This window comes from Candidatus Planktophila versatilis, from assembly GCF_002288105.1.
Lineage (GTDB): Bacteria > Actinomycetota > Actinomycetes > Nanopelagicales > Nanopelagicaceae > Planktophila > Planktophila versatilis.
Genome location: NZ_CP016774.1, coordinates 448,415 through 468,849, shown reverse-complemented (window position 1 = coordinate 468,849; position 20,435 = coordinate 448,415). Strand labels below are relative to the sequence as shown.

Annotated in this window: 19 protein-coding genes and 1 riboswitch; of the genes, 7 read left to right on the top strand and 12 right to left on the bottom strand. The window is 49.8% G+C overall.

Going from position 1 to position 20,435, the window contains the following annotated elements:
- Positions 1–17: 17 nt before the first annotated feature.
- Positions 18–1,544 carry a DNA gyrase/topoisomerase IV subunit A gene (locus tag A1sIA79_RS02410; protein WP_095674644.1) on the top strand — a complete coding sequence of 509 codons (1,527 nt, stop codon included), beginning with the start codon at positions 18–20 and terminating at the stop codon, positions 1,542–1,544.
- A 1-nt stretch (position 1,545) separates the two neighbouring features.
- Here A1sIA79_RS02410 and A1sIA79_RS02405 read toward each other — a convergent pair whose 3' ends face one another.
- Positions 1,546–2,304: an O-methyltransferase gene (locus A1sIA79_RS02405; RefSeq protein WP_095674643.1), complete on the bottom strand. Its 759-nt coding sequence runs from the start codon at positions 2,302–2,304 to the stop codon at positions 1,546–1,548.
- Positions 2,305–2,363: 59 nt separating this feature from the next.
- On the opposite strand from A1sIA79_RS02405, the gene abc-f reads away from it, so the two are divergent.
- Positions 2,364–3,962, top strand: a complete 1,599-nt coding sequence (gene abc-f / locus A1sIA79_RS02400) for a ribosomal protection-like ABC-F family protein (protein WP_095674642.1) — start codon at positions 2,364–2,366, stop codon at positions 3,960–3,962.
- Positions 3,963–3,965: 3 nt separating this feature from the next.
- On the opposite strand, the gene A1sIA79_RS02395 is transcribed toward abc-f, so the two are convergent.
- Positions 3,966–6,086 (bottom strand): DNA gyrase/topoisomerase IV subunit B, encoded by a 2,121-nt coding sequence (locus A1sIA79_RS02395; RefSeq protein ID WP_420022517.1) that lies wholly within the window; start codon positions 6,084–6,086, stop codon positions 3,966–3,968.
- Between the two features lie 192 nt (positions 6,087–6,278).
- Between A1sIA79_RS02395 and A1sIA79_RS02390 the strand changes: the two genes are divergently transcribed.
- On the top strand, positions 6,279–6,488 hold the full coding sequence (locus A1sIA79_RS02390; protein WP_095674640.1) for a DUF7455 domain-containing protein: 210 nt from the start codon (positions 6,279–6,281) through the stop codon (positions 6,486–6,488).
- Here A1sIA79_RS02390 and A1sIA79_RS02385 read toward each other — a convergent pair whose 3' ends face one another.
- From A1sIA79_RS02385 to A1sIA79_RS02365, 5 genes are all read right to left on the bottom strand, one after another.
- Positions 6,489–6,674: a CDGSH iron-sulfur domain-containing protein gene (locus A1sIA79_RS02385; protein WP_095674639.1), complete on the bottom strand. Its 186-nt coding sequence runs from the start codon at positions 6,672–6,674 to the stop codon at positions 6,489–6,491. It abuts the gene before it with no gap.
- Positions 6,675–6,680: 6 nt separating this feature from the next.
- Entirely contained in the window at positions 6,681–8,627 is a 1,947-nt protein-coding gene (locus A1sIA79_RS02380; protein WP_095674638.1) for an RNA polymerase sigma factor, read from the bottom strand.
- A gap of 42 nt (positions 8,628–8,669) precedes the next feature.
- Positions 8,670–9,767 (bottom strand): homoserine O-acetyltransferase MetX, encoded by a 1,098-nt coding sequence (gene metX / locus A1sIA79_RS02375; protein ID WP_095674637.1) that lies wholly within the window; start codon positions 9,765–9,767, stop codon positions 8,670–8,672.
- A 10-nt stretch (positions 9,768–9,777) separates the two neighbouring features.
- Positions 9,778–9,885, bottom strand: a riboswitch (SAM riboswitch).
- 10 nt (positions 9,886–9,895) lie between these two features.
- Positions 9,896–10,903 (bottom strand): DUF4192 domain-containing protein, encoded by a 1,008-nt coding sequence (locus tag A1sIA79_RS02370; protein WP_095674636.1) that lies wholly within the window; start codon positions 10,901–10,903, stop codon positions 9,896–9,898.
- A 12-nt stretch (positions 10,904–10,915) separates the two neighbouring features.
- A complete protein-coding gene (locus A1sIA79_RS02365; RefSeq protein ID WP_125918786.1) occupies positions 10,916–11,662 on the bottom strand; it encodes a hypothetical protein in 747 nt (248 codons plus the stop codon).
- Positions 11,663–11,741: 79 nt separating this feature from the next.
- On the opposite strand from A1sIA79_RS02365, the gene A1sIA79_RS02360 reads away from it, so the two are divergent.
- Positions 11,742–12,209, top strand: coding sequence for an NUDIX hydrolase (locus A1sIA79_RS02360; RefSeq protein WP_095674634.1), 468 nt, complete (start codon positions 11,742–11,744; stop codon positions 12,207–12,209).
- Here the strand turns inward: A1sIA79_RS02360 and A1sIA79_RS02355 are convergent.
- Genes A1sIA79_RS02355 through A1sIA79_RS02345 form a run of 3 tightly spaced genes read right to left on the bottom strand, consistent with a single transcriptional unit; the run spans position 12,168 to position 14,670 of the window.
- Positions 12,168–12,785 (bottom strand): ABC transporter ATP-binding protein, encoded by a 618-nt coding sequence (locus A1sIA79_RS02355; protein ID WP_095674633.1) that lies wholly within the window; start codon positions 12,783–12,785, stop codon positions 12,168–12,170. The two genes, A1sIA79_RS02360 and A1sIA79_RS02355, sit on opposite strands and share 42 nt — an antisense overlap.
- The gene (locus A1sIA79_RS02350; RefSeq protein WP_095674632.1) at positions 12,776–13,747 is read right to left on the bottom strand and encodes a FecCD family ABC transporter permease; all 972 of its coding nucleotides are present in this window, start codon (positions 13,745–13,747) and stop codon (positions 12,776–12,778) included. Before A1sIA79_RS02350 ends, A1sIA79_RS02355 begins: the two co-directional genes overlap by 10 nt.
- Positions 13,747–14,670: a heme/hemin ABC transporter substrate-binding protein gene (locus A1sIA79_RS02345; RefSeq protein ID WP_095674631.1), complete on the bottom strand. Its 924-nt coding sequence runs from the start codon at positions 14,668–14,670 to the stop codon at positions 13,747–13,749. Before A1sIA79_RS02345 ends, A1sIA79_RS02350 begins: the two co-directional genes overlap by 1 nt.
- A gap of 107 nt (positions 14,671–14,777) precedes the next feature.
- Between A1sIA79_RS02345 and A1sIA79_RS02340 the strand changes: the two genes are divergently transcribed.
- Complete coding sequence (locus A1sIA79_RS02340; RefSeq protein WP_095674630.1) at positions 14,778–15,242, top strand: hypothetical protein; 465 nt, start codon at positions 14,778–14,780, stop codon at positions 15,240–15,242.
- 24 nt (positions 15,243–15,266) lie between these two features.
- The gene (locus A1sIA79_RS02335) at positions 15,267–16,247 is read left to right on the top strand and encodes a hypothetical protein (RefSeq protein ID WP_095674629.1); all 981 of its coding nucleotides are present in this window, start codon (positions 15,267–15,269) and stop codon (positions 16,245–16,247) included.
- Between the two features lies 1 nt (position 16,248).
- On the opposite strand, the gene A1sIA79_RS02330 is transcribed toward A1sIA79_RS02335, so the two are convergent.
- On the bottom strand, positions 16,249–18,246 hold the full coding sequence (locus tag A1sIA79_RS02330; RefSeq protein ID WP_095674628.1) for an ATP-dependent DNA helicase: 1,998 nt from the start codon (positions 18,244–18,246) through the stop codon (positions 16,249–16,251).
- Positions 18,247–18,339: 93 nt separating this feature from the next.
- Between A1sIA79_RS02330 and A1sIA79_RS02325 the strand changes: the two genes are divergently transcribed.
- Positions 18,340–19,236 carry a 2-hydroxyacid dehydrogenase gene (locus A1sIA79_RS02325; RefSeq protein ID WP_095674627.1) on the top strand — a complete coding sequence of 299 codons (897 nt, stop codon included), beginning with the start codon at positions 18,340–18,342 and terminating at the stop codon, positions 19,234–19,236.
- Here the strand turns inward: A1sIA79_RS02325 and A1sIA79_RS02320 are convergent.
- Complete coding sequence (locus A1sIA79_RS02320; protein ID WP_095674626.1) at positions 19,233–20,396, bottom strand: MFS transporter; 1,164 nt, start codon at positions 20,394–20,396, stop codon at positions 19,233–19,235. The genes A1sIA79_RS02325 and A1sIA79_RS02320 overlap by 4 nt on opposite strands.
- Positions 20,397–20,435: the final 39 nt, after the last annotated feature.

Genomic DNA, 20,435 nt, shown 5'->3' with positions numbered 1-20,435 from the left:
TTGGCAGAATACGCGCCATGGCAACGAAGAAGGCAGCAGCTCCCAAGAAGACGGCAAAGCTGGCCGGACCAAAGCCGGGCGAATTTCCAGGCAAGATCGTTGATATCGATGTCTCATCCGAAATGTCAGAATCATTTCTTGAATATGCCTATTCCGTTATTTACTCACGCGCACTTCCTGATGCACGTGATGGTTTAAAGCCAGTACATCGCCGCATCCTGCATCAGATGGCAGATATGGGTCTTCGCCCTGAGCGCGGACATGTAAAGAGCGCCCGTGTTGTTGGTGAAGTAATGGGTAAGTTGCACCCACACGGTGACTCAGCAATCTATGACGCACTTGTTCGCATGGCGCAATCTTTTTCTATGCAACTGCCACTGATTGACGGCCACGGAAACTTTGGTTCACTCGATGCCGGTCCAGCTGCGATGCGTTATACCGAAGCGCGCCTTGCCCCCACTGCAATGGCGATGGTGGCCGAAGCAGATGAGAACACAGTTGATTTTGGTCCAAACTATGACGGTCAATTAGCAGAACCACTTGTACTTCCGGCCGCATTTCCTAACCTGCTTGTGAACGGTGGTTCTGGAATTGCCGTAGGCATGGCGACAAATATGGCCCCCCACAACCTGGGTGAAGTAATCGCTGCCACCAAGTTCCTCATTGATAATCCCAAGGCAACGCTGAATCAATTGATGAAGCATGTGCCGGCACCTGATTTTCCAACCGGTGGCGAAATTGTTGGCCTGGAAGGTGTTCGCGAAGCCTATGCCACCGGCAAAGGCTCTTTTAAGGTGCGCGCAACCACCGAGATTTCTAAAGTCACATCTCGCAAAATGGGAATTGTGATCAAAGAACTGCCATTTAATATCGGCCCCGAAAAAGTTGTGGAACGTATTGCAGACCTTGCCAAAGCGAAGAAGATTCAGGGAATTTCAGACATCATCGACCTCACTGATGGTCAGACCGGCACCAATGTTGTCATTGAACTCAAGAATGGTTTTGAGCCAGAAGATGTTCTAGAAAAGCTCTTCAAGCTCACTCCGATGGAAGATGCCTTTGCCATTAACGCCGTTGCGCTGGTCAAGGGCAAGCCACAAACACTTGGCCTAAAGGAACTGCTGCAGGTCTTTATCGATCACCGCATCGAAGTTGTGCGCCGCCGCTCCGAATTTCGAAAGGCAAAGGCGGAAGACCGACTCTCACTCGTTGATGGACTTCTCAAAGCAATTATCGATATCGATAAGGTCATCAAGATTATCCGCGGTAGCGATGATGCTCCGGCTGCTAAAGAAGCGTTAATCAAAGGTTTCAAACTCAACGATGAACAAGCCACCTACATTCTAGATATGCCGCTGCGCCGGCTGACCAAGATGAGCAAGCTCGAACTTGAGACCGAATCAAAAGAGCTCAAAGGGATAATTGCAGCCCTTGCTACATTGCTCAAGAGTGAAGAAGCAATCCGCAAGCAGGTTTCGGATGAGCTCACCGCGGTAAGCAAAGCATTTGCCACACCGCGACGTACCCGAATCGGCAAAGAGTAAATTACTTAGGTCGGATTACTGCTGTACCTTTTTCGTGATCAAGAAATTCCACAATATGTGTCGAAATTCCAGCCGCAAACTTATTCGCTAATTCCTTCTCGCCATCGCGCCCAGCATCATCTAGGACAACAACTGCCTTGGCACTGAGTTTCTTGAGCAGCTCGGTAAAGGCTGGGTGACGCCCTTGGCCGTCAGCCGTTGCTGGCGGCCCATCGATAAAGAGCAGATCAATCTCGGTGATGTCAGTAAATACTGATGTCTCATACCAACTATTACCTGATGCATATGGGGCAAGTGGTGCCACACGTATTTCTACATTGGTAATTCCATGGCTATCAAGTAATAGCTGAGTCTTGGCCGCATACTCTGGCGAATTATCAATACTAATTACTCGGGCTTGCGGAGCCGCTTTTGCCAGCACCAGCGTTGAAACACCAGATCCTAAATCAACAATGGTGCGAACATCAGAACTACGTGCACTGTGCACCAAGGTAAGAAGCACATCAGGAGAAGCTGCCCAGCCACGTGTTGGCGGGATGGGTGCATCGAATGCAAGCAAGATCAGTAACTGCGCATAGGACTCACTCTGTCGATAATCGGCGCGGGCTGTGATATTTACTTCGCGCACACTCTTTCGCAGCTCTTTCTCACTTTTGATGAGTTGGTTGAGTTTGGCGCCCAGTTTCCTGCTCAATCGAATCTGATATCCAAGAAACAACAGGGCTATCAGAAGGAGTGCAAGGAGCGTGAGGTTAAACATGGTTCTGAGTGTACGGGGCGCGAAATGCCAAGGTAAATACTGTGGGAAGATACGCCCAAATGATTGCAACAACCGCTCTTGAACTCCGTGCTGGTGCACGCCTTTTGGTATCAGGAGTCACAGTACGTATCAACAATGGGGATCGAATCGGATTCGTTGGGCGTAATGGCGCTGGAAAATCAACTCTGGCAAAAGTCCTCGCAGGTGAAACCCTACCTGCAGGTGGCGGCGTTCAGCGCACCGGAAAAATTGGCTATCTGCCACAAGATCCCCGCACGGGTGAAGATCAAGGAACCGCGCTAGACAGAATTTTATCTGCGCGCGATTTAGACCAAATTGCTGTACGTATGGCGCAAGTAGAGCACGAGATGTCTACTACTGAAGGCGCCGAACTTGAAAAAGCGCTCGAGCGTTACACCCGAGTAGATGCTGAATTCAGCGCAGCCGGCGGATATGCCGCAACTGCTGAAGCCGAAGCAATTGCACACTCTCTTGGCGTATCCGAGGCGGTCTTTAACAATCAACTCGACACTCTTTCCGGTGGTCAACGCCGACGTATTGAACTTGCTCGTATTCTCTTTTCGGGCGCTGAAACGCTGCTCCTAGATGAGCCCACTAACCACTTAGATGCCGATTCGATCATCTGGCTTCGAAACTACCTCGTTAATTACTCAGGTGGCCTCGTCATCATCTCCCACGATGTGAACTTGATTGAAACAGTAGTCAATAAAGTCTTCTACATCGATGGCAATAGAAATGTCATCGATGTCTATAACTTAGGCTGGAAGCAATACCTCTTACAGCGCGAACAAGATGAGCACCGCCGCAAGAAAGAGCGCGCCAACGCTGAAAAGAAAGCAGAAATCTTGCAGAAGCAAGGCGAGCGAATGCGCGCTAAGGCATCTAAGGCAACTGCTGCCCAAGGCATGTTACGTCGCGCTGAAAAACTACGATCATCACTTGATGACGTGCGGGTCAAAGATAAGGTGGCAAAACTTCGCTTTCCAACTCCTGCCCCATGTGGCAAGACTCCGCTATCAGGTGAAGAGCTATCAAAGAACTATGGCTCACTTGAAATCTTCACCGATGTTTCCTGCGTCATCGATAAGGGTTCACGCGTAGTGATCTTGGGCCTGAACGGCGCCGGCAAAACAACTTTGCTTAAAATCCTGGCCAACCAACTTGAATCAGATACCGGCAAAGTAGAACATGGCCACGGGCTCAAACTCGGCTACTACGCCCAGGAACATGAAATGCTCGATTTCGAGCGAACCATTCTGGAAAACATGATGTCTTCTAAAGATGACTTACGTGAACCAGAAGCGCGTAACGTGCTTGGTTCATTTCTCTTCGTAGGCGATGATGTTCATAAGCCAGTTAATGTACTTTCTGGTGGCGAGCGAACTCGGTTAGCCCTGGCCACTCTGGTCGTCTCTGCGGCAAATGTGCTCTTACTTGATGAGCCAACAAATAACTTAGATCCAGCTTCCCGTGAAGAAATCTTGGGAGCTTTAGGAGAATATCAAGGCGCAGTCATCATGGTTTCCCACGATGAGGGCGCCGTACAGGCCTTAAAGCCTGAACGGGTGATTTTGTTGCCTGATGGCGATGAAGATATTTGGAAAGATGAGTACTTCGACTTAGTCAGTATTGATTAAGAACTAAGCGTCGATCTGCTCGCGATCGATCTCAGCTGTTGCAATAAATTCTTTCCGGGGTGCGACATCCGATCCCATCAGCAGCTCAAACATCTTCTCTGCGGCTTCCGCATCCGGAACTGTGATGCGGCGCAGCGTGCGGGCATCAGGATCCATAGTGGTCTCACGTAGCTGATCTGCATCCATCTCACCCAGACCTTTATAGCGCTGAATCGGCTCTTTCCAACGCTTGCCGGTCTTCTTTAAATCTGCCGTAATTCGCTTCATCTCATCATCTGAGTAGGTGTAAATGTATTCACCCTTCTTGCCGCCCACACCCATAGTTTCAATGCGGTGTAGTGGCGGAATTGCGGCAAATACCCGGCCAGCATCGAGCATTGGGCGCATATAGCGATACATCAAAGTAAGCAGTAGACAGCGAATATGTGCGCCATCAACATCAGCATCTGACATCAAGATAATGCGGCCATAGCGAGCATCATCTAATTCAAAAGATTTGCCAGAGCCGGCGCCGATGACCTGAATGATGGAGCCACACTCTTTGTCATCGAGCATCTGGGAAAGCGATGCTTTTTGCACATTGAGAATCTTGCCGCGAATAGGCAAGATGGCTTGGAATTCAGAGTTACGGGCTGCTTTTGTTGTGCCTAGGGCTGAGTCGCCCTCAACGATAAAGAGCTCAGTGCGTGTGACATCTTCCGAGCGGCAATCAGAGAGCTTTGTCGGAAGAGATGATGATTCCAGCGCGTTCTTACGGCGCTGCAAGTCCTTGTGAGCACGAGCGCTAATACGGGTGCGAGAAGCACCGGCAATCTTTTCCATGATCAACTTGCCATTTGCCTTATCAATACGACGAGTAGTTGCAAAGAATTCCTTTAACTTATCGGCAACCACGGTGGAGACAATCTTGGTCGCAGCCGCCGTTCCGAGGACTTCCTTGGTCTGACCTTCAAACTGTGGCTCTGACATTCGAACGGTCACTACTGCGGTCAGACCTTCCATGACATCGTCTTTGATGACATCGGCCTCGTTCTTTTTCAGAATTCCAGCGCTACGCATCGCTTCATTAAAGGCCTTAGTGATGGCGCGCTCAAAGCCAAGCACGTGTGAGCCGCCCTTGGGGGTGGCAATGATGTTCACAAAGGAGTGCAGCGTTGTGTCAAAGCCCTCGCCCCACTTCATTGCAATATCAACTTCCATATCGCGCTCAACATCGGTTGAGACCATATGGCCCTTGTCATCAAGGACCGGCACGGTCTCTTGATAATGGCCGCTACCATAAATGCGAATCACTTCACCGACAGCGGTATCTGGTTGCAAGAAATCGCAGTACTCGGAGATGCCGCCCTTATGGAAGAAGGTCTGGGTGGTCTTCTCTTTCTTGCGGTTATCGTTAACCAAAATGGAAAGTCCGGGAACTAAAAATGAAGTTTGGCGAGCTCTGGCATAGACATCATCGAGGTCAAGCTCGGCATCCTTTAAAAAGATTTGGCGATCTGACCACCACTTAATCCGGGTGCCAGTTACCTTGGCCGAAACTTTTCCAATGGTGCGCAGACCTGATTGCGGTGTGAACTCTGCTTTCGGTCCATCGCCATCAAATATTCCGGCAACACCGCGCTTAAAAGACATCCAGTAAATCTTGCCGTTGCGATCTACTTCAGCATCAAGGCGTTCTGCCAAAGCGTTGACAACAGATGCGCCTACACCGTGGAGACCACCGGATGCGGCATAGGAACCACCACCGAACTTTCCACCGGCATGGAGCTTGGTTAAGACAACTTCAACCCCGGTAAGACCGGTCTTGGGTTCTTTATCAACTGGAATTCCACGACCATCATCGTGAACTTCAACTGAACCATCGGATTCAAGATTAATTTCAATTTTCTTACAGTGCCCCGCCAGTGATTCATCAACTGAGTTATCAATAATTTCCCAGAGGCAATGTTGTAATCCACGTGAATCGGTTGAACCGATATACATACCCGGGCGCTTGCGAACTGCGTCTAGTCCTTCTAGGACTGCGAGGTCTTTAGCGGTATAGCTATCCTTAGAATCCACCTCAGGGGTAAAGTTCAATTCGTCAGCCACGGTGGCAAAGGTTAGCCAGCGAATGCTTCGCATCTGCGTAAGCGCGCCGGGACATCTCAAATATTGGTAATTGAGGTGAGATATCCCCTAATAATCGGTGAATATGCGCTCAGATTGCTAAAAATTTACACAATTGGAATCAATATCTCCTGCAGGGAATAAAGAGAACTGGCATGATGTTCCATAGAAGTACCAGAACTTCCCACTAAGCGAAATGAGAGCGCGATGACCGAGCAAGTAATCCTCGAATCCACACCTCTGAATGCCCTCGATCGATGCGATCGTTGTGGTGCACAAGCTTATGTGCGTGCAACTCTGCTCAATGGTGGTGAACTCATGTTCTGTGCCCATCACGGCAAGGAATATGCGGAAAAGCTAAAGGCGGTAGCGGCAGCGATTCAGGATGAGTCAGAGAAGTTGGTTGAAGTAAAGTAATTACTCTTTGAGAATGCCCTTATGCGAACCATCGCATAGGGGTTTTTCTTTTGATTGACCACAACCGCAGAACTTTGGATTCTCGATAGTTTCAAGCACTTTGCCATCAGCATCGACTAGCTCTACTACCCCAGTGATGCGAATAGATCCGCTCTTAGGATTGATAAAGGCTTGGGCATCGGCCATCTGGTGTTAATCCAGATAATCGCGCAGTGATTGCGAACGAGATGGGTGGCGCAGCTTTGACATCGTCTTAGATTCAATCTGGCGAATACGCTCACGAGTAACACCGTGAACCTTGCCGATTTCATCAAGAGTTTTAGGCTGTCCATCAGTAAGTCCATAGCGAGCCTTAATAACATCGGCTTCGCGGTTGGTAAGCCCGCCCAGCACCTGCATCAACTGCTCCTGCAAGATAGTAAAGGTGACTGACTCTTCTGGCTTAACCGCCTCTGAATCTTCAATGAGGTCTCCGAATTCAGAGTCTCCTTCTTCACCCAGTGGGGTGTGAAGTGAGATTGGCTCACGGCCATACTTCTGAACTTCGACCACCTTCTCCGGTGTCATATCAAGTTCTTTAGCAAGTTCTTCCGGTGTCGGTTCGCGACCCAGATCTTGCAGCATCTGGCGCTGCACGCGAGCTAACTTATTAATTACTTCAACCATGTGTACTGGAATACGAATGGTGCGAGCTTGATCGGCCATGGCGCGGGTAATTGCCTGGCGGATCCACCAGGTGGCATAGGTAGAGAACTTGTAACCCTTGGTGTAGTCAAACTTCTCTACTGCGCGGATAAGACCGAGGTTTCCTTCTTGAATCAGATCAAGGAAGAGCATTCCGCGACCGGTATAACGCTTAGCAAGTGAGACCACCAAACGAAGGTTTGCTTCCAACAAGTGATTCTTGGCGCGCTTTCCATCTTCGACAATCCACTCCAGCTCGCGCTTCATCTTCTTCTCTAGCTTCTTAGTGTGCTTTAAAGCTTCTTCCGCAAATAGCCCAGCTTCAACGCGCGTAGCAAGTTCAACTTCAAGTTCGGCATTAAGTAGTGCCACGCGACCGATCTGCTTCAGGTAATCCTTTACTGGGTCTGCGGTAGCACCAGCTGTAAGCACTGTCTGTTCTGGTGGCAGGCGCTTGATTTCAATCTGAATAAATCGAGCTTGCTCATTAAAGAAGTACTGCAAATCTTCTAAGTTCTTGAGGTGGCCCTGATTAACCGCTTCAGCGATGAGTTTTGCGGACTTCTCATTAAAGGTGCTCATCGCAAATTGCTGTTGAATCTGCTTAAAGGTAAGTGCCTTTGCTTCTACCTGATCGATATTGCTCTTCGGTGGAAGCTCTACTCCCTGAATCTTGCCGTTGATAGCTTCCAGGACGAGATTTACATTCTTGAGATCCTTCTTATGCTTCTCACGTTCGTTCTTATCTTCTTCTTCATCATCGGCATCAGAGTCAAGGAGGGTAAATGAGCCCGCTTCATTCTTAGTCTCATCCGAAAGGGTGACAACGCGCGGCTGATCCTTACCATCTGATTCAGCATCAACAATTTCTGAAGCTTCTGCAATCAGCGTCTCGACATCTTCTAATTCAACTTCTTCGACAACAATTTCATTGCCATCTTCATCGAGCACAATGGCGACTTTCTCACTCTTGTGCGCTTCTGCTTTCGCCTCCACCTTTGGGGCAATCAGGGCTAGCTGCGCCTTTGAAAGAATGCGACTTGGAGCACCGAGACCAGCTTTGCGAGCCTTCTCTGTTGCCTCTGGAATTTCGCCATCAAGTGCGCGAGCTTCCAGTGCCAACGGCATAAATTCTTTCTTAACCGCCTTGCGATAGTTATCAATGCCACTTGCGGCGAGAGAATCGATGATCTCTTTCTGGCGCGCAATAGCGTTCTTTAAATCAACGAGCTGCTGAATCTCTTTTACGGTGAGTTCTTTCTTAATTTCAATCTTTGCTGGCTTTACCGGCTTAGCAGCAACCTTCTTCGCAGGTGCTTTCTTAGCAACGCCCTTTTTAGCAACGGCCTTTTTCGCAGGAGCCTTCTTGGCAACAGCTTTTTTTGCAGCAGACTTCTTTGCTGGAGCAGCTTTCTTGCTCTTTGCCTTGTTTTTGAGCGCACTAAATACAGCCACAATTGTCCTTTTGGTTTTTCTTCGAACTGCTCGAAGTAATACCTATATTGTACCCGCAACATGCAAGGCGTGGCGAATAGCAGCGCCCATGGCTTCACTCTCCACCAAAAATCCGTCATGGCCGAACTCGGAACTGATGACAATCGGCGGCTCGGCGGTCGGAACCAGCTCTGAAATCTCAACCTGAAGTCGAGGGACGAAGAGGCGATCAGTATCGATGGAGACAACCACCACTGGAACTTTCACGCTGGCCAGGGCCTTGACCACGCCACCGCGCTCCCGACCGATATCGTGAGAATTCATCGCATCAGTGAGAGCAATATAGGTATTGGCATCAAAGCGTTTAGCCAGCTTATTGGCCTGATGGTCCAGATATGACTGCACGGCATAGCGCCCAGTCTCATCTCCTTGTAGTTGGCGACCAAATCTCACATCCATCTCAGATTCGGTGCGATATGTCAGATGGGCAATCCGGCGCGCAATTCCCATGCCATCGACCGGGCCTCGCTCTTGTTCGTAGTAATCGCCACCGTTGAAGTAAGGATCAGATTTAATCGCCTGAATCTGCACCGAAAACGTTCCGATTTGATCCCCGGTGGCAACGGCTGAGGATCCGATGGTGCAGATGGCACTGACTCGCTCCGGTAACTGCACCGCCCATTCCAGGGAACGCATGCCACCGAGTGAAGGACCCACTGCAAGTAAGTATTTATCGATTCCGAGCGCATCACTAAAAGCAATCTCGGCGCTGACCATGTCGCGAATAGTCACGATCGGAAAGCGGGAACCATAACGTTTTCCATCAGGGGCAATACTTGCTGGCCCAGTTGAACCTTGGCAACCACCAATGACATTGGGACAGAGCACAAAGTATTTATCGGTATCAAATGGCAGCCCCGGGCCCACCATTTGTGGCCACCATCCGGGAACATCAGACCAACCGGTCATGGCATGGTTAACTAAAATTGCATTCGACTTATCAGCGTTTAACGTGCCCCAGCTTTGATAGGCAATGGTGATATCAGGCAGAGTTTCGCCATTTTCAAGAAGTAAATCACCAATCTTGATAAATTTACGATCACCTGGATCATCACCTTCAAGCCACGCACCGGTGACATCGAAGTTAGCTTTTCTGCTCATTAATAAATCCTTCACGCACTTGCAGCTAAGAGCTCTGCCTGGTCGTCACCCGGAGCACCCCACCGCGGTGGAGGGTTGCCGTCTAGTCAGCCGGGGCTTTCAACTAGAACTCGTGACCAGTGCAAATATTACCCGAAAATTGTGGCAACTACTTTGGGGTGTAGCTCTGCCCGCATCTTGGTAAAGGATTTCGCCGGCCAGCCCACCGTAAATACTCGCCGCAGTAGCACCGCTAGTGAGTAGCTCGGGTTATCTGCCAGCGCACGATCGAGGGCCTTCTGGGCTAGGGCGCCCTCGCCGCGTTCATAGGCAAGGGCGGCAAAGACCGATGCAATGGGGGCGACAAAACCACTGGGTGCAATGACTAATAAATCGCGCCACATCCGCCAGTAAGAATCTGCACTCTCAAGGCTGTGACTACCCAGTGCGAAATCACGCACTTGAATATCACTCATGCGGCCAATGACTCTGGCAGCCAATTCGCGATCTTCTGCGCCCCTGCCCACGTGATATTCACCTGCTAAATCAATGACAGCCGTTGCACCATCTCGTTGCAGGTGATTTAACTCTTTCGCATCGCTAGCAATAATGAATTGGTTGACCTCACTCAACCAAGACTCATGGGCGGCAGAAGGCAGCGCAGAAATTGAATGAATCAGCTCAGCAACGGTGGCAAAGGGCATGGGGTGTCCGGCAATAACGTGCTCGGCGGCGATGCGCGATGAATCAATTTCTGGAACTGGGCTGCCTTCTGGTGGACAACAATCTGAATCAATACAGAGAAGTGAACGAAAGCGATCACTTTGCACAAGCAGTGACTCTCTAATCTCAATGCCGGCTCGCATCAGTGCAGCACTGGCATTTATCAGCACTGACTCACCGGCTGCCGATTCGGCGGGTGTGTAGGCGACAAGCAGTGCGCCATCAGCTTTTTCGCGGGTGAAGTGTGAGGCAAGTAGGTCATAGCTTTCACACGATAGGTCAACGGGCAAGTCCACCCGCATCGCCATGCCAACGGCATCTTTATCAACTGAGTCAGTATTCAGTGCAACTAGAACAAGTGAATTACTTGGGTGGTAGCCAATCAGAAATGGAATAGCAGCGAGCAGATCATGCGGTGAAGTCAGGGTGGTCATGGGAAGCCTTTCTTATCGATGAAGTGAAGTAGCAGGAATGAAACGAGTAGGTGCAGCAACAACTGTGATCGGCAGAATTGAGACTGATTCAATCTTTCCGGGAATCCGATTTTTCACACCTTGCACCGTGAATTCACCATCCCAACTTGTAACGAGTTGGATGAGGTAGTGCCCCGGATTGGAATATGCATGTTGGATCTGCCCATCTGGAAAAGGTGCACCAGCATCGCGAGTGATAAAGAAGATGCCATCGCCGTAATGCCAGATGAAGGTGGGCTTAAGTGATACCTCAACAACTTCGCCCACGATTTCAATCTTTTTGGTAACAATAGTTGGAATATCGGACCAGAAGAAGACCGGCACTTTAATGAGCGGCTGAAATGAAGGGGAATAAGCGATACCAGCAGTGGGCAGAATTTCAATCAACTTATCGCTCAGCGATGTGGCCGTGGGGGCTACTTCGGGCTTTACCCGTTTTTTCACTATTGGTTTTTTAGTAGCGGTAATAATCTTTGGTTTTGCACTCCCGGTTGGTTTCGGCGGTGGGGTAAATGTTCTCTTGATGATTGGCTTTCTGGTCTTACTCGGAGCCGGTGCTACCTCTTTCTTTTGCACTGCACCCGTTCCTTTACGCCCTTCAATGACAATCTTGCCGTCCTGGGTATAGACATCAATACATGCTCGCTCGATGCAATCTTGGGCATGCGCTGAAGGTGAAATAGTCGTCAGTAGTAATGCGATTACTAGGAATCTCTTCATGCGCGGGAGGTTAATTCCCTTGAGCGCGCAGAAACGATTCAATCGTGCTGGTTGTGGATAGATATGAGAAAGTAGGACCATGGCGGCCCGCGATGGAGATGGATGGATCCAATGCGTATGTGGCTCCAAACATTGGGGCGTTCACGGCGCAGCAGGGCTACTCATTATTCGTGACGGCGCTATCTTCTTGCAGCATCGCGCACCATGGGTGCATAACGGAGACACTTGGGGAATTCCAGGTGGCGCGCGAGATTCGCATGAAAGTGTCATGGAAGGTGCGATTCGGGAAGCGGTAGAAGAAACTGGCATCAACCCAGGTGATCTAGAGCCGCTTCATACCTTTACCGATGATCACCAGGGCTGGAGTTACTCAACAGTGATTGCCCGCGCAAATCAATCACTTGAGGGCCATGAACTCAACGATGAATCATTTGAAGTGCGCTGGGTGAAATTCGATGACGTTACGCGCCTGCCCTTGCACCCTAGCTTTGCTAAGAGTTGGCCGTTATTGCGCCAATGTATCGATGATCTGATCACACCAGGATAAAGAGCTCTTATCAATATGGGCAATCACCAAAACTGTTCGCCCTTGATCACGCAACTCTTGTAAGAGCGCAATAATCCGCGCTTTACTCTGCACATCCTGCGCCGATAAGGGTTCATCTAATAAATAGATGGGGGTATCTAGTATCAACGCCCGCGCAATTTCAACTCGCTGTGCTTCTCCCCCAGATAAAGTAGTAACGCTCTGGTTTTCAAATCTAGTCATATCAAGGCGCTGCATCACAGCGTCCACGCGCGCAAGTTCGGCTGGTCCTTGGCCCATTTCGATCAGTTCCCGGGCGGTGTAGGAAAGCCAGTAATTTCTATTTTGTAAGACAACACTGCGTAACTGTGCTTGTTCGGCTACCGAAATCTCTTTTAGATCGCGACCAGCAATAGTGATCACCCCAGAAGCAATAGGCAGATCTCCGGCCAAAGCTCCGAGCAATGTGCTCTTCCCGCTGCCATTGGGCCCGATGATTGCCGTGATCTTTCCCGGTTCAATACTGGCGCTGAAATCGGTAAGGACGTTCTTGCCACCACGAATAATGGAGACTTTCTCAATCGTAATTAGCGCCATATGTCACCACTTTTTTTAAGAGTGAGGATCAAAATCGGTGCACCAATCAGTGATGTCAAAAGGCCAATCGGAAGTTCAAATGGTGGAATTGCAGAACGCGCTGCAGTATCGGCAATGAGGAGAATAAGTGCGCCAATGAGTCCTGAATAAATCACTAGCACCCGATTGCGTGGGCCACATAAGTAGCGCGCTATGTGTGGCGCAGCCAGAGCTAGGAATGCAATGGAGCCAACGCTGGAGACAGTCACTGCAACAAGAACTGCCAAGATGGCAAATGCGGATAAGCGAATGCGTTGTGCGTTATGTCCGATGTGTCTTACCGATGCATCACCTATCGAAAGTAGATCAAGGGTTGGCGCAATCTTCCAGGCAATCACAGCAGCGATGACGAGCACTGGGGCTAGTACGTAGAGCGTCTTGCTGCTCACCAGTGAGAGTGAACCAAATGACCAGAATGAGATAGAACGCGCATCTGGTCTGCTCACCGCTGAAAGTGTGAGCCCCACAATTGCACTCAGAATTGCCGAGACGCCAATGCCAATCGTAATTAGCTGCAACGCAGAGCGAGCGAGTGAAAATGTCAGCAACGTTGCCGCCATCGCACCAATTGCTGCGCAGACAACGGCGCCGGCTGAGCCGATGCTGACTAAGTTGGTCAGTACCCCAAGTAGAACTCCAAGTGAAGCACCTGCTGATGTTCCAAGAATTGCTGGATCTGCCAAGGGGTTATTGGTTGAACTCTGAGCAAGGCAGCCGGCCATACCCAGTGCGGCGCCAATCAAAATCGCTGCTCCCACACGCGGTGCGCGAATCTGCCAAATAATTTGGTGTGATGCGCTCTCCGGATTAAGAAATGGATTAAAGATATATCGAAAAAGTTCACTTACCTCGGTCGCACCGAGTGATAGCGCAACGATAGAGATAATGGGAAGTAAAAGAATCAGTGGCGCAATCTTTTTCATCACTTCATCGCCTTTGCCATTGCCGCACTTAACTTAATTAATAAATCAGGGGTGCGCGGACCAAAAGAGAGCAGCAGTGAATCATCGACGGCAATCACTCGCTTATTCTTACCGGCATCAGTCTGTGCGATTCCGGGAAGTTCTACCAATCCCTTGAGGCCACCGACTGATTGCAGCCCCTTGCTCATCACAAGAATGACATCAGGATTCAGTGAAGCAATGAGCTCACTTGTCATAGCGTTAAATGGATTAGCAAGCGTTGCTGCCCCAACATCTTGCGCCCCGATTGCTGTGATTAACGAATCAGCACCTGATCCTTTTCCACCAATTAAATAGATGGAACTGCCACCGCGAAGATAGAGAAAGACGACTCGACTCTTTCCTTTAGCAGCACCGATTTTTGCAAGGGATGAATTCATTGCCGCGCTCAGGGCAGTCCCACTTGCCGGCGCCCCGATTGCATCGGCAACGGCGCCAACCTTTGCCGGCAGATCACTTAACGTCCATGCCTCTGGCGTTTTCACTACCCGAATTCCGGCTACCGCTAGCGCATCGAGCGCGCTTTGCGGGCCGGTGGATTTATCAATAATGACCAGATCTGGTGTGAGGGCGATTATCTTCTCCGCAATCACTTGGTGTCCGGATGTCACTACCGGCACCTTTCTCAGGTCTGCATCAGTACTTGCTATATCGCGGCCAATCAGAATTGATTTATATCCCATGGCAGAAATAATCTCTCCGGCGCCATTGGCAAGTGCCACAACTTTCTGCGCTACCGGACTTTCACTACTTTCAATGGTGGTCACTTGCGCCGATGAAATCTCAATTGCCTTTGATTGCACCTTGCTGCAACCGGTAAGTAAGAGCGCAACCGATGTGATTATGAGAACACCTAAGGTGATCACACTTCGCTCTTTACGCATGAATGAATCCTCTCAAACATTTTGCCGACAAGTTTCGGCCTAGTTGTCGGATAAAGCTAGGTGCCACCTTCTCTATTCTTCTCACCATGCGTAGGAAGTGGGTAGTAATGACGGTTATCGTCATCGCTGCTGCGCTGCCCGCACCAGCGATGGCTGCCACCACTGTCGTTGGCGCAGATGGCCAAAAATTTAGCGCATCTGCTACGAAGGTGAAGAGCGGGCAAGAGATATCAGTATCAGGAAAAGGATTTGATGAAACTGTAGGAATTTATCTCGCTTATTGCCTGCTGCCTAAGAAGGGTCAGCCTCCCACACCATGTGGTGGTGGAGTCAATAAAGAGGGTATTGGCGATGCTTCTTATTGGATCTCATCTAACGCACCTGCTTATGCCACTGGGCTAGCAATCGCATTCGCACCTGGTGGACGTTTTGTTGAGAAAGTTCGAGTAACAAAGAAAATTGGTAAGCACGACTGCACCCAAGTTAAATGCGCCATCACAGTCAGATCAGATCACCTGCATGAAGGCGATCGCACCCACGATCTATTTATTCCCGTCACCTTTAAGAAGTAAATCAGCTACGAAACTAGGAGAAACATGTTTACCGCACATAAGAAAGCTCTCATCGCACTTACCGTCATCGCTTTAGTTGCCCCCATCGGCATCGCCACACCAGCCCAGGCCGAGACCTTTGCCTTCGCAAGTGCGCCCCTGACAAATCTCAATCCAGCCGGAGACACAATCAATGGCGGTTTCACTAAGTTTCCAACAAAAGCTGGAATGTATATTCAACAATGCATCGCACCAGTAGGTGCTGCTCGCCCGGTAACGTGTGATGACGTAAATCAACTATGGGTAACCGGAACCGGAGAGCCAGGCTCAAGCATTTCAACGGGTGCGATTAAGATTAAAATTTCTGGATCCATTACCGGTAAGGGCGTCACAGTTGATTGCACAACTACCCAATGTGGACTCTTCTTCCGTTTAGATCGAACAGCTGGTACTGATACTTCCGAAGATAAGTTCTTGCCCATTACTTTTAGAGCCGGTGCCCCAGCGCCGACACTTCCCGCTGATGAAATCACTGTCACTCTTAATGGAACTGCCCTAGTTCGCAATGTGCCAAGTAACTTGGCTTACCGCGCAGTTGCCAAGATTGTGGCAACTGCTAAATCAGGGCTACCAATTACCTTCACATCTCTCACACCTGAATGCTCCTATGCCGACGGAACATTGACCGCCCTCAAAGGCGCAGGGCAATGCGCACTTGGCTATGCAACTGCCGGAAATGAAACCACAGCGGCGGCAACAGGTAACTTCCCATTCATCCTTACACCGGGAGCCCAGAAGATTGGCGCACTGCCGAAATCACTGAAAGTCGGTTCGAGTAAATCACTTCCGAAGTTATCGAACTTTGGTGAAGTAGTTATGTATATGACTTCCTCTAAATCTTGCTCCATCAAGGCCAACGTTCTTAAGGCAAGTAAGCCAGGAACATGTGTTCTCGGTTATCGAGCAGAAGCCAAAGCTGGAATGTGGCAGATGAGCCATGGTTCAGTAAAGATTGCGATTAAGTAACTTACTCATCCACACTTGAGGCAAGTCTGCGAAGTGATTCGCGCACCACTGCCCCATCACTTGTTCGCCACAGCGGTGGCATCGAGTTAAGCAGCACGCTGCCGTAGCGCTTTGTGACAATTCTGGAATCAAGGATTGCCACAACGCCCCGGTCTTCAATGCTGCGAATCAAACGACCAGTTCCTTGGGCCAACAAAAGTGCGGCGCGCGGTACTGATACCTGCATAAATCCACTACCGCCTGATGCATCGGCAAGTGATGAGCGCGCAGACATCACTGGTTCATCCGGGCGTGGAAATGGAATGCGATCGATGGCAACTAAAATGCAAGAATTTCCTGGAACATCCACGCCCTGCCATAGCGACATCGTGCCGAGCAAGATAGAAGTTTCATCTTTAGCAAAACGCTCTACCAGAGGCCCCACCGCATCACCACGTTTTTGCGTGATAATCGAAATCGGTAAATCAACTAATACTTCACGCAGGTGGGCATCTGCTGCCTCCACCCCGCGCCAGGAACTAAAGAGAGCAAGGGTGCGCCCGCCTGCAGCGTCAATCAGTTCCCCGAGTTCATCCAGTACCTCTTTGCTCGGACCATCGCGGCCTGGCTCTGGTAAATGTTTTGGCAGATAGAGAACTCCCTGGTTAGCAAAATCAAAGGGAGAACCAACATCGAGCATCTGCACATTTGCTGGGTCGATATCTTCACTATCACTTTCAGCATCAGCATCTCCTCCCACAACGAAACCAATACTGCGTGCCATCGCATCGAAGTTATTGCCCACAGTTAACGTGGCAGAGGTGGCAATCACTGGCGTCTTAGTGAGCAAATTGCTGCGCAAGACGTGTGAGACTGAAAGTGGTGCTAAATGCAGGGTGGAAAATGTCGGCTCATACCAGAGCACGTGTTCATCACCCATCTTGAGTAACTTGCCGGCGGTCGTTGCAATCTCTTGCACCGCACCCTTTACTCGAGCACGCTCGGCATTGCTATCAGGATCGATAATTTCATCATCGGCGCTCAGTATCTGCACAAACGCCGTTGCACTCTCTTTTAACTTTCGAATCGGTGCTTCTAACATACTTGGAATATCTTCCAGGCGACCTTGCGCTGCAAAATCACTCTTCACGCTTTCACCGTAATCCGCCATCGCATCATGAAAACTATCGGCTGCCTTTGTCAGCGCCTCACTTGGCTTGCCAGGTGAGTATTTGCGAGCCATGGCAGCAGCTCTCTGCACCCGCCCTGATGTGAGCTCTTCAGTCACCGCTTGGGTGGTGCGATCCATAAATTCATGAGCTTCATCCAAAATCACGGCATCGCGCTCTGGCAAAATCGGATGCGAATCAACTATCTCGATAGCAAGCAAGGTGTGGTTGGTAACAACAACATCAGCCTCTTGCGCTTTTGCCTTAGCTTTTGCAGCAAAACATTGCGCGCCCCAGGCACAGACATCGGCGCCTACGCATTCACGTCCTGATAAAGAGTTAGCCGCCCATACTCTGCGATCTACATCTGGTGCATCATCTCGGTCACCTGATACTCCGGGCGTCTTAGCCCAGGCAATCAAGCGCTTGGCATCTTTTTCTAGATAAGAAGATTCCAGTACTAACTCACCATCTGGGTCGGTGTCATCGGCATTCATCTTCTGCAGACAGACATAGTTGCCTACACCTTTATAAATTCCATAAGTAATCTCGCGCCCCAGCACTTTTTCCAGCGCTGGCACAACTGCTGGTAAATCACGTTCTACCAACTGTCGTTGCAGGGCAAGAGTTGCTGTCGCTACCAACACTTTTCGACCATGAACCAGTGCGGGAACAATGTAGGCAAGTGACTTGCCCGTACCGGTGCCGGCTTGAACCATGAGGTGGTGTCTATCAGTGAGCGCGTTCGCAACTGCTTCGGCCATCTCGATCTGGCCTTCGCGCGTTGATCCGCCAATCGCTGCTACTGCAGCATCGAGTGCTTTTCGCACCTGCGCAGATAAATCGCTCATGGTCGCACTCTATCTGCCCGTGGATTTGTCATCATGCTCATAGTGATAAATGGTTATAATTCGGCGCAATGAGAAGATGGGATCAATAAAGTAATGAAGATCTGGACTCAATGGAGTGATCTCACTCTTCCCGCCGGCATGACACACCTAGAAACTGATGGATTTGTTCCATCCGCATCGCAATTTGATGCAATTGAGTTCTATGTCCCCAGCTATATGGGCGGTCTTAAGACCATTGAAATTATTCCGAAGATGAAAAACCTTAAGGTTGTGCACTACAACCAAGCTGGATATGAAGATATCTTGCCCCACATTCCGCAAGGAGTAAGCCTGTGTAATGGAACCGGAATTCACGATGTCTCCACCTCAGAACTGGCAATTGGTCTAGCGATTGCTTGCCGCCGCGGATTTGCCGAGTTTATGGATAACCAGAAGCAGGGCATCTGGAAGCGCACAACAAAGCCAGCACTTGCTGACTCACACGTTGGAATCATTGGCTATGGCCATATCGGCAAGCGGATTGCATCCCTGTTAGAGATGTTTGAAACTAAAGTCACCGCCTTCACCCGAAGTGGTAGCGATGGCTCAATAAAAATTGCAGAATTTGATGCCTATCTTCCAAAGCTCGATGTCATTATTTTAATTCTGCCACTCACACCTGAATCAAAGAACTTTATGAACGCAGAACGTATAAAGAAGATGAAGGATGGCGCCACCTTGGTTAACGTCGCTCGTGGTGCCATCGTCGACACCGACGCACTCGTTGCCGAACTCAACACCGGGCGCATTACCGCTGGCTTAGATGTGACCGATCCAGAACCACTTCCCGAAGGTCATCCGCTCTGGTCGGCGCCGAACGTCATCATCTCCCCCCATGTGGGCGGAGATAGTGGAGCCTTCCAACCGCGAGCACGCGCAATGGTGTCGCAGCAGCTACAGCTGCTATCTGAAAATAAACCCTTGCTTAATCAGATTATCGCTGCGAGTTAAACCTTCTCGTTAGATCCGGCCTTAATGGCAACAAATACCTGTAGCGCTGCAAGTCCGATGATGAAGTAGAGCGCGCGATCCCAATTGCCGGTGATGTCAAAGAGTCTGCCAAGAATGATTGGCGAAACTGTCGCCATCACATAGCCAACTGATTGCATCATGATGGAAAGTGACTTGGTCTTTGCCGCATCTGCTGCGCGGAAGACAACCAAGAACAAAGCGATTGAGAAGGTCACATAGACCCCAATATTTCCAAGGATGACCCATACCCAGAGGCTTATGCCGGTATCAACTGAGATAGCAAAGTAGGAAATCGCCAGGAAGATTGAGAAGACAATTAACACCATGCGGAAATCTTTCCGCTTTGCCGCAAAGTGCGGAACGGCCAAGCTAAGCAGAGATCCCACCAACGTTGCTACCGCAACCAGAATTCCCGCGTTGACCAAGGTGAAGCCTTTAGTTATCAAGATAGTTGGCAACCAGGTCGCTGATGCGTAGTGAATCATGTTCAGCAGACCGAACAAGATTGTAATCGACCAAGCAGAGCTGCTCTTAAATAGTGGATTTGCCCAGAAACTTTCCTTGCTTTCAACAACATCAGATACCGAAGAGCTAGGAATCTTGATCCACCACCACAGCGCGGTGAGGGCGCCGATGATGAACCAAGGAAGCATGGCCAGGCGCCAGGTGTAGGAAGATGCCTCGGCAAGAGGTGCGGTGATGGCAAGTGAAATGGCTGCGCAAGATCCCATAACAGAGGCATAGATTCCGGTCAGTAGCCCCGCATTTGAGGTGCCATTCTCCTTTACCCAGACCGGCAACATGTAGTTAAGCACAGCCACTGAGATACCGAGTGTGATGGAGAAAATCAAGATGGATGCAATATCAAAGGTAGTACGTAAGAAGAGTGAGAGTGTAAGAAGTGTGATGGCGTAAGAAATAACGCGATTGGTATTTCCTAGACGGCTAATACTGCGCATTAAAATTGCGGAAAGTGAGAAGCAGAGAAGCGGTGTTGCAGCCAGAATAGATTCAGTAAAGACGCTGATTCCGTATTCTTCTTTAAGGATGGGTAGCAACGGGCCAATGAGAATAAGGCCGGCTCTCATATTCGATGAGATGGCAAATATCGGCAGGCCCTGCTTCAAGGTATTTTTCATGGCGCCAAAGTAGCAGGGCGCACCACTAATAAGAGGAAA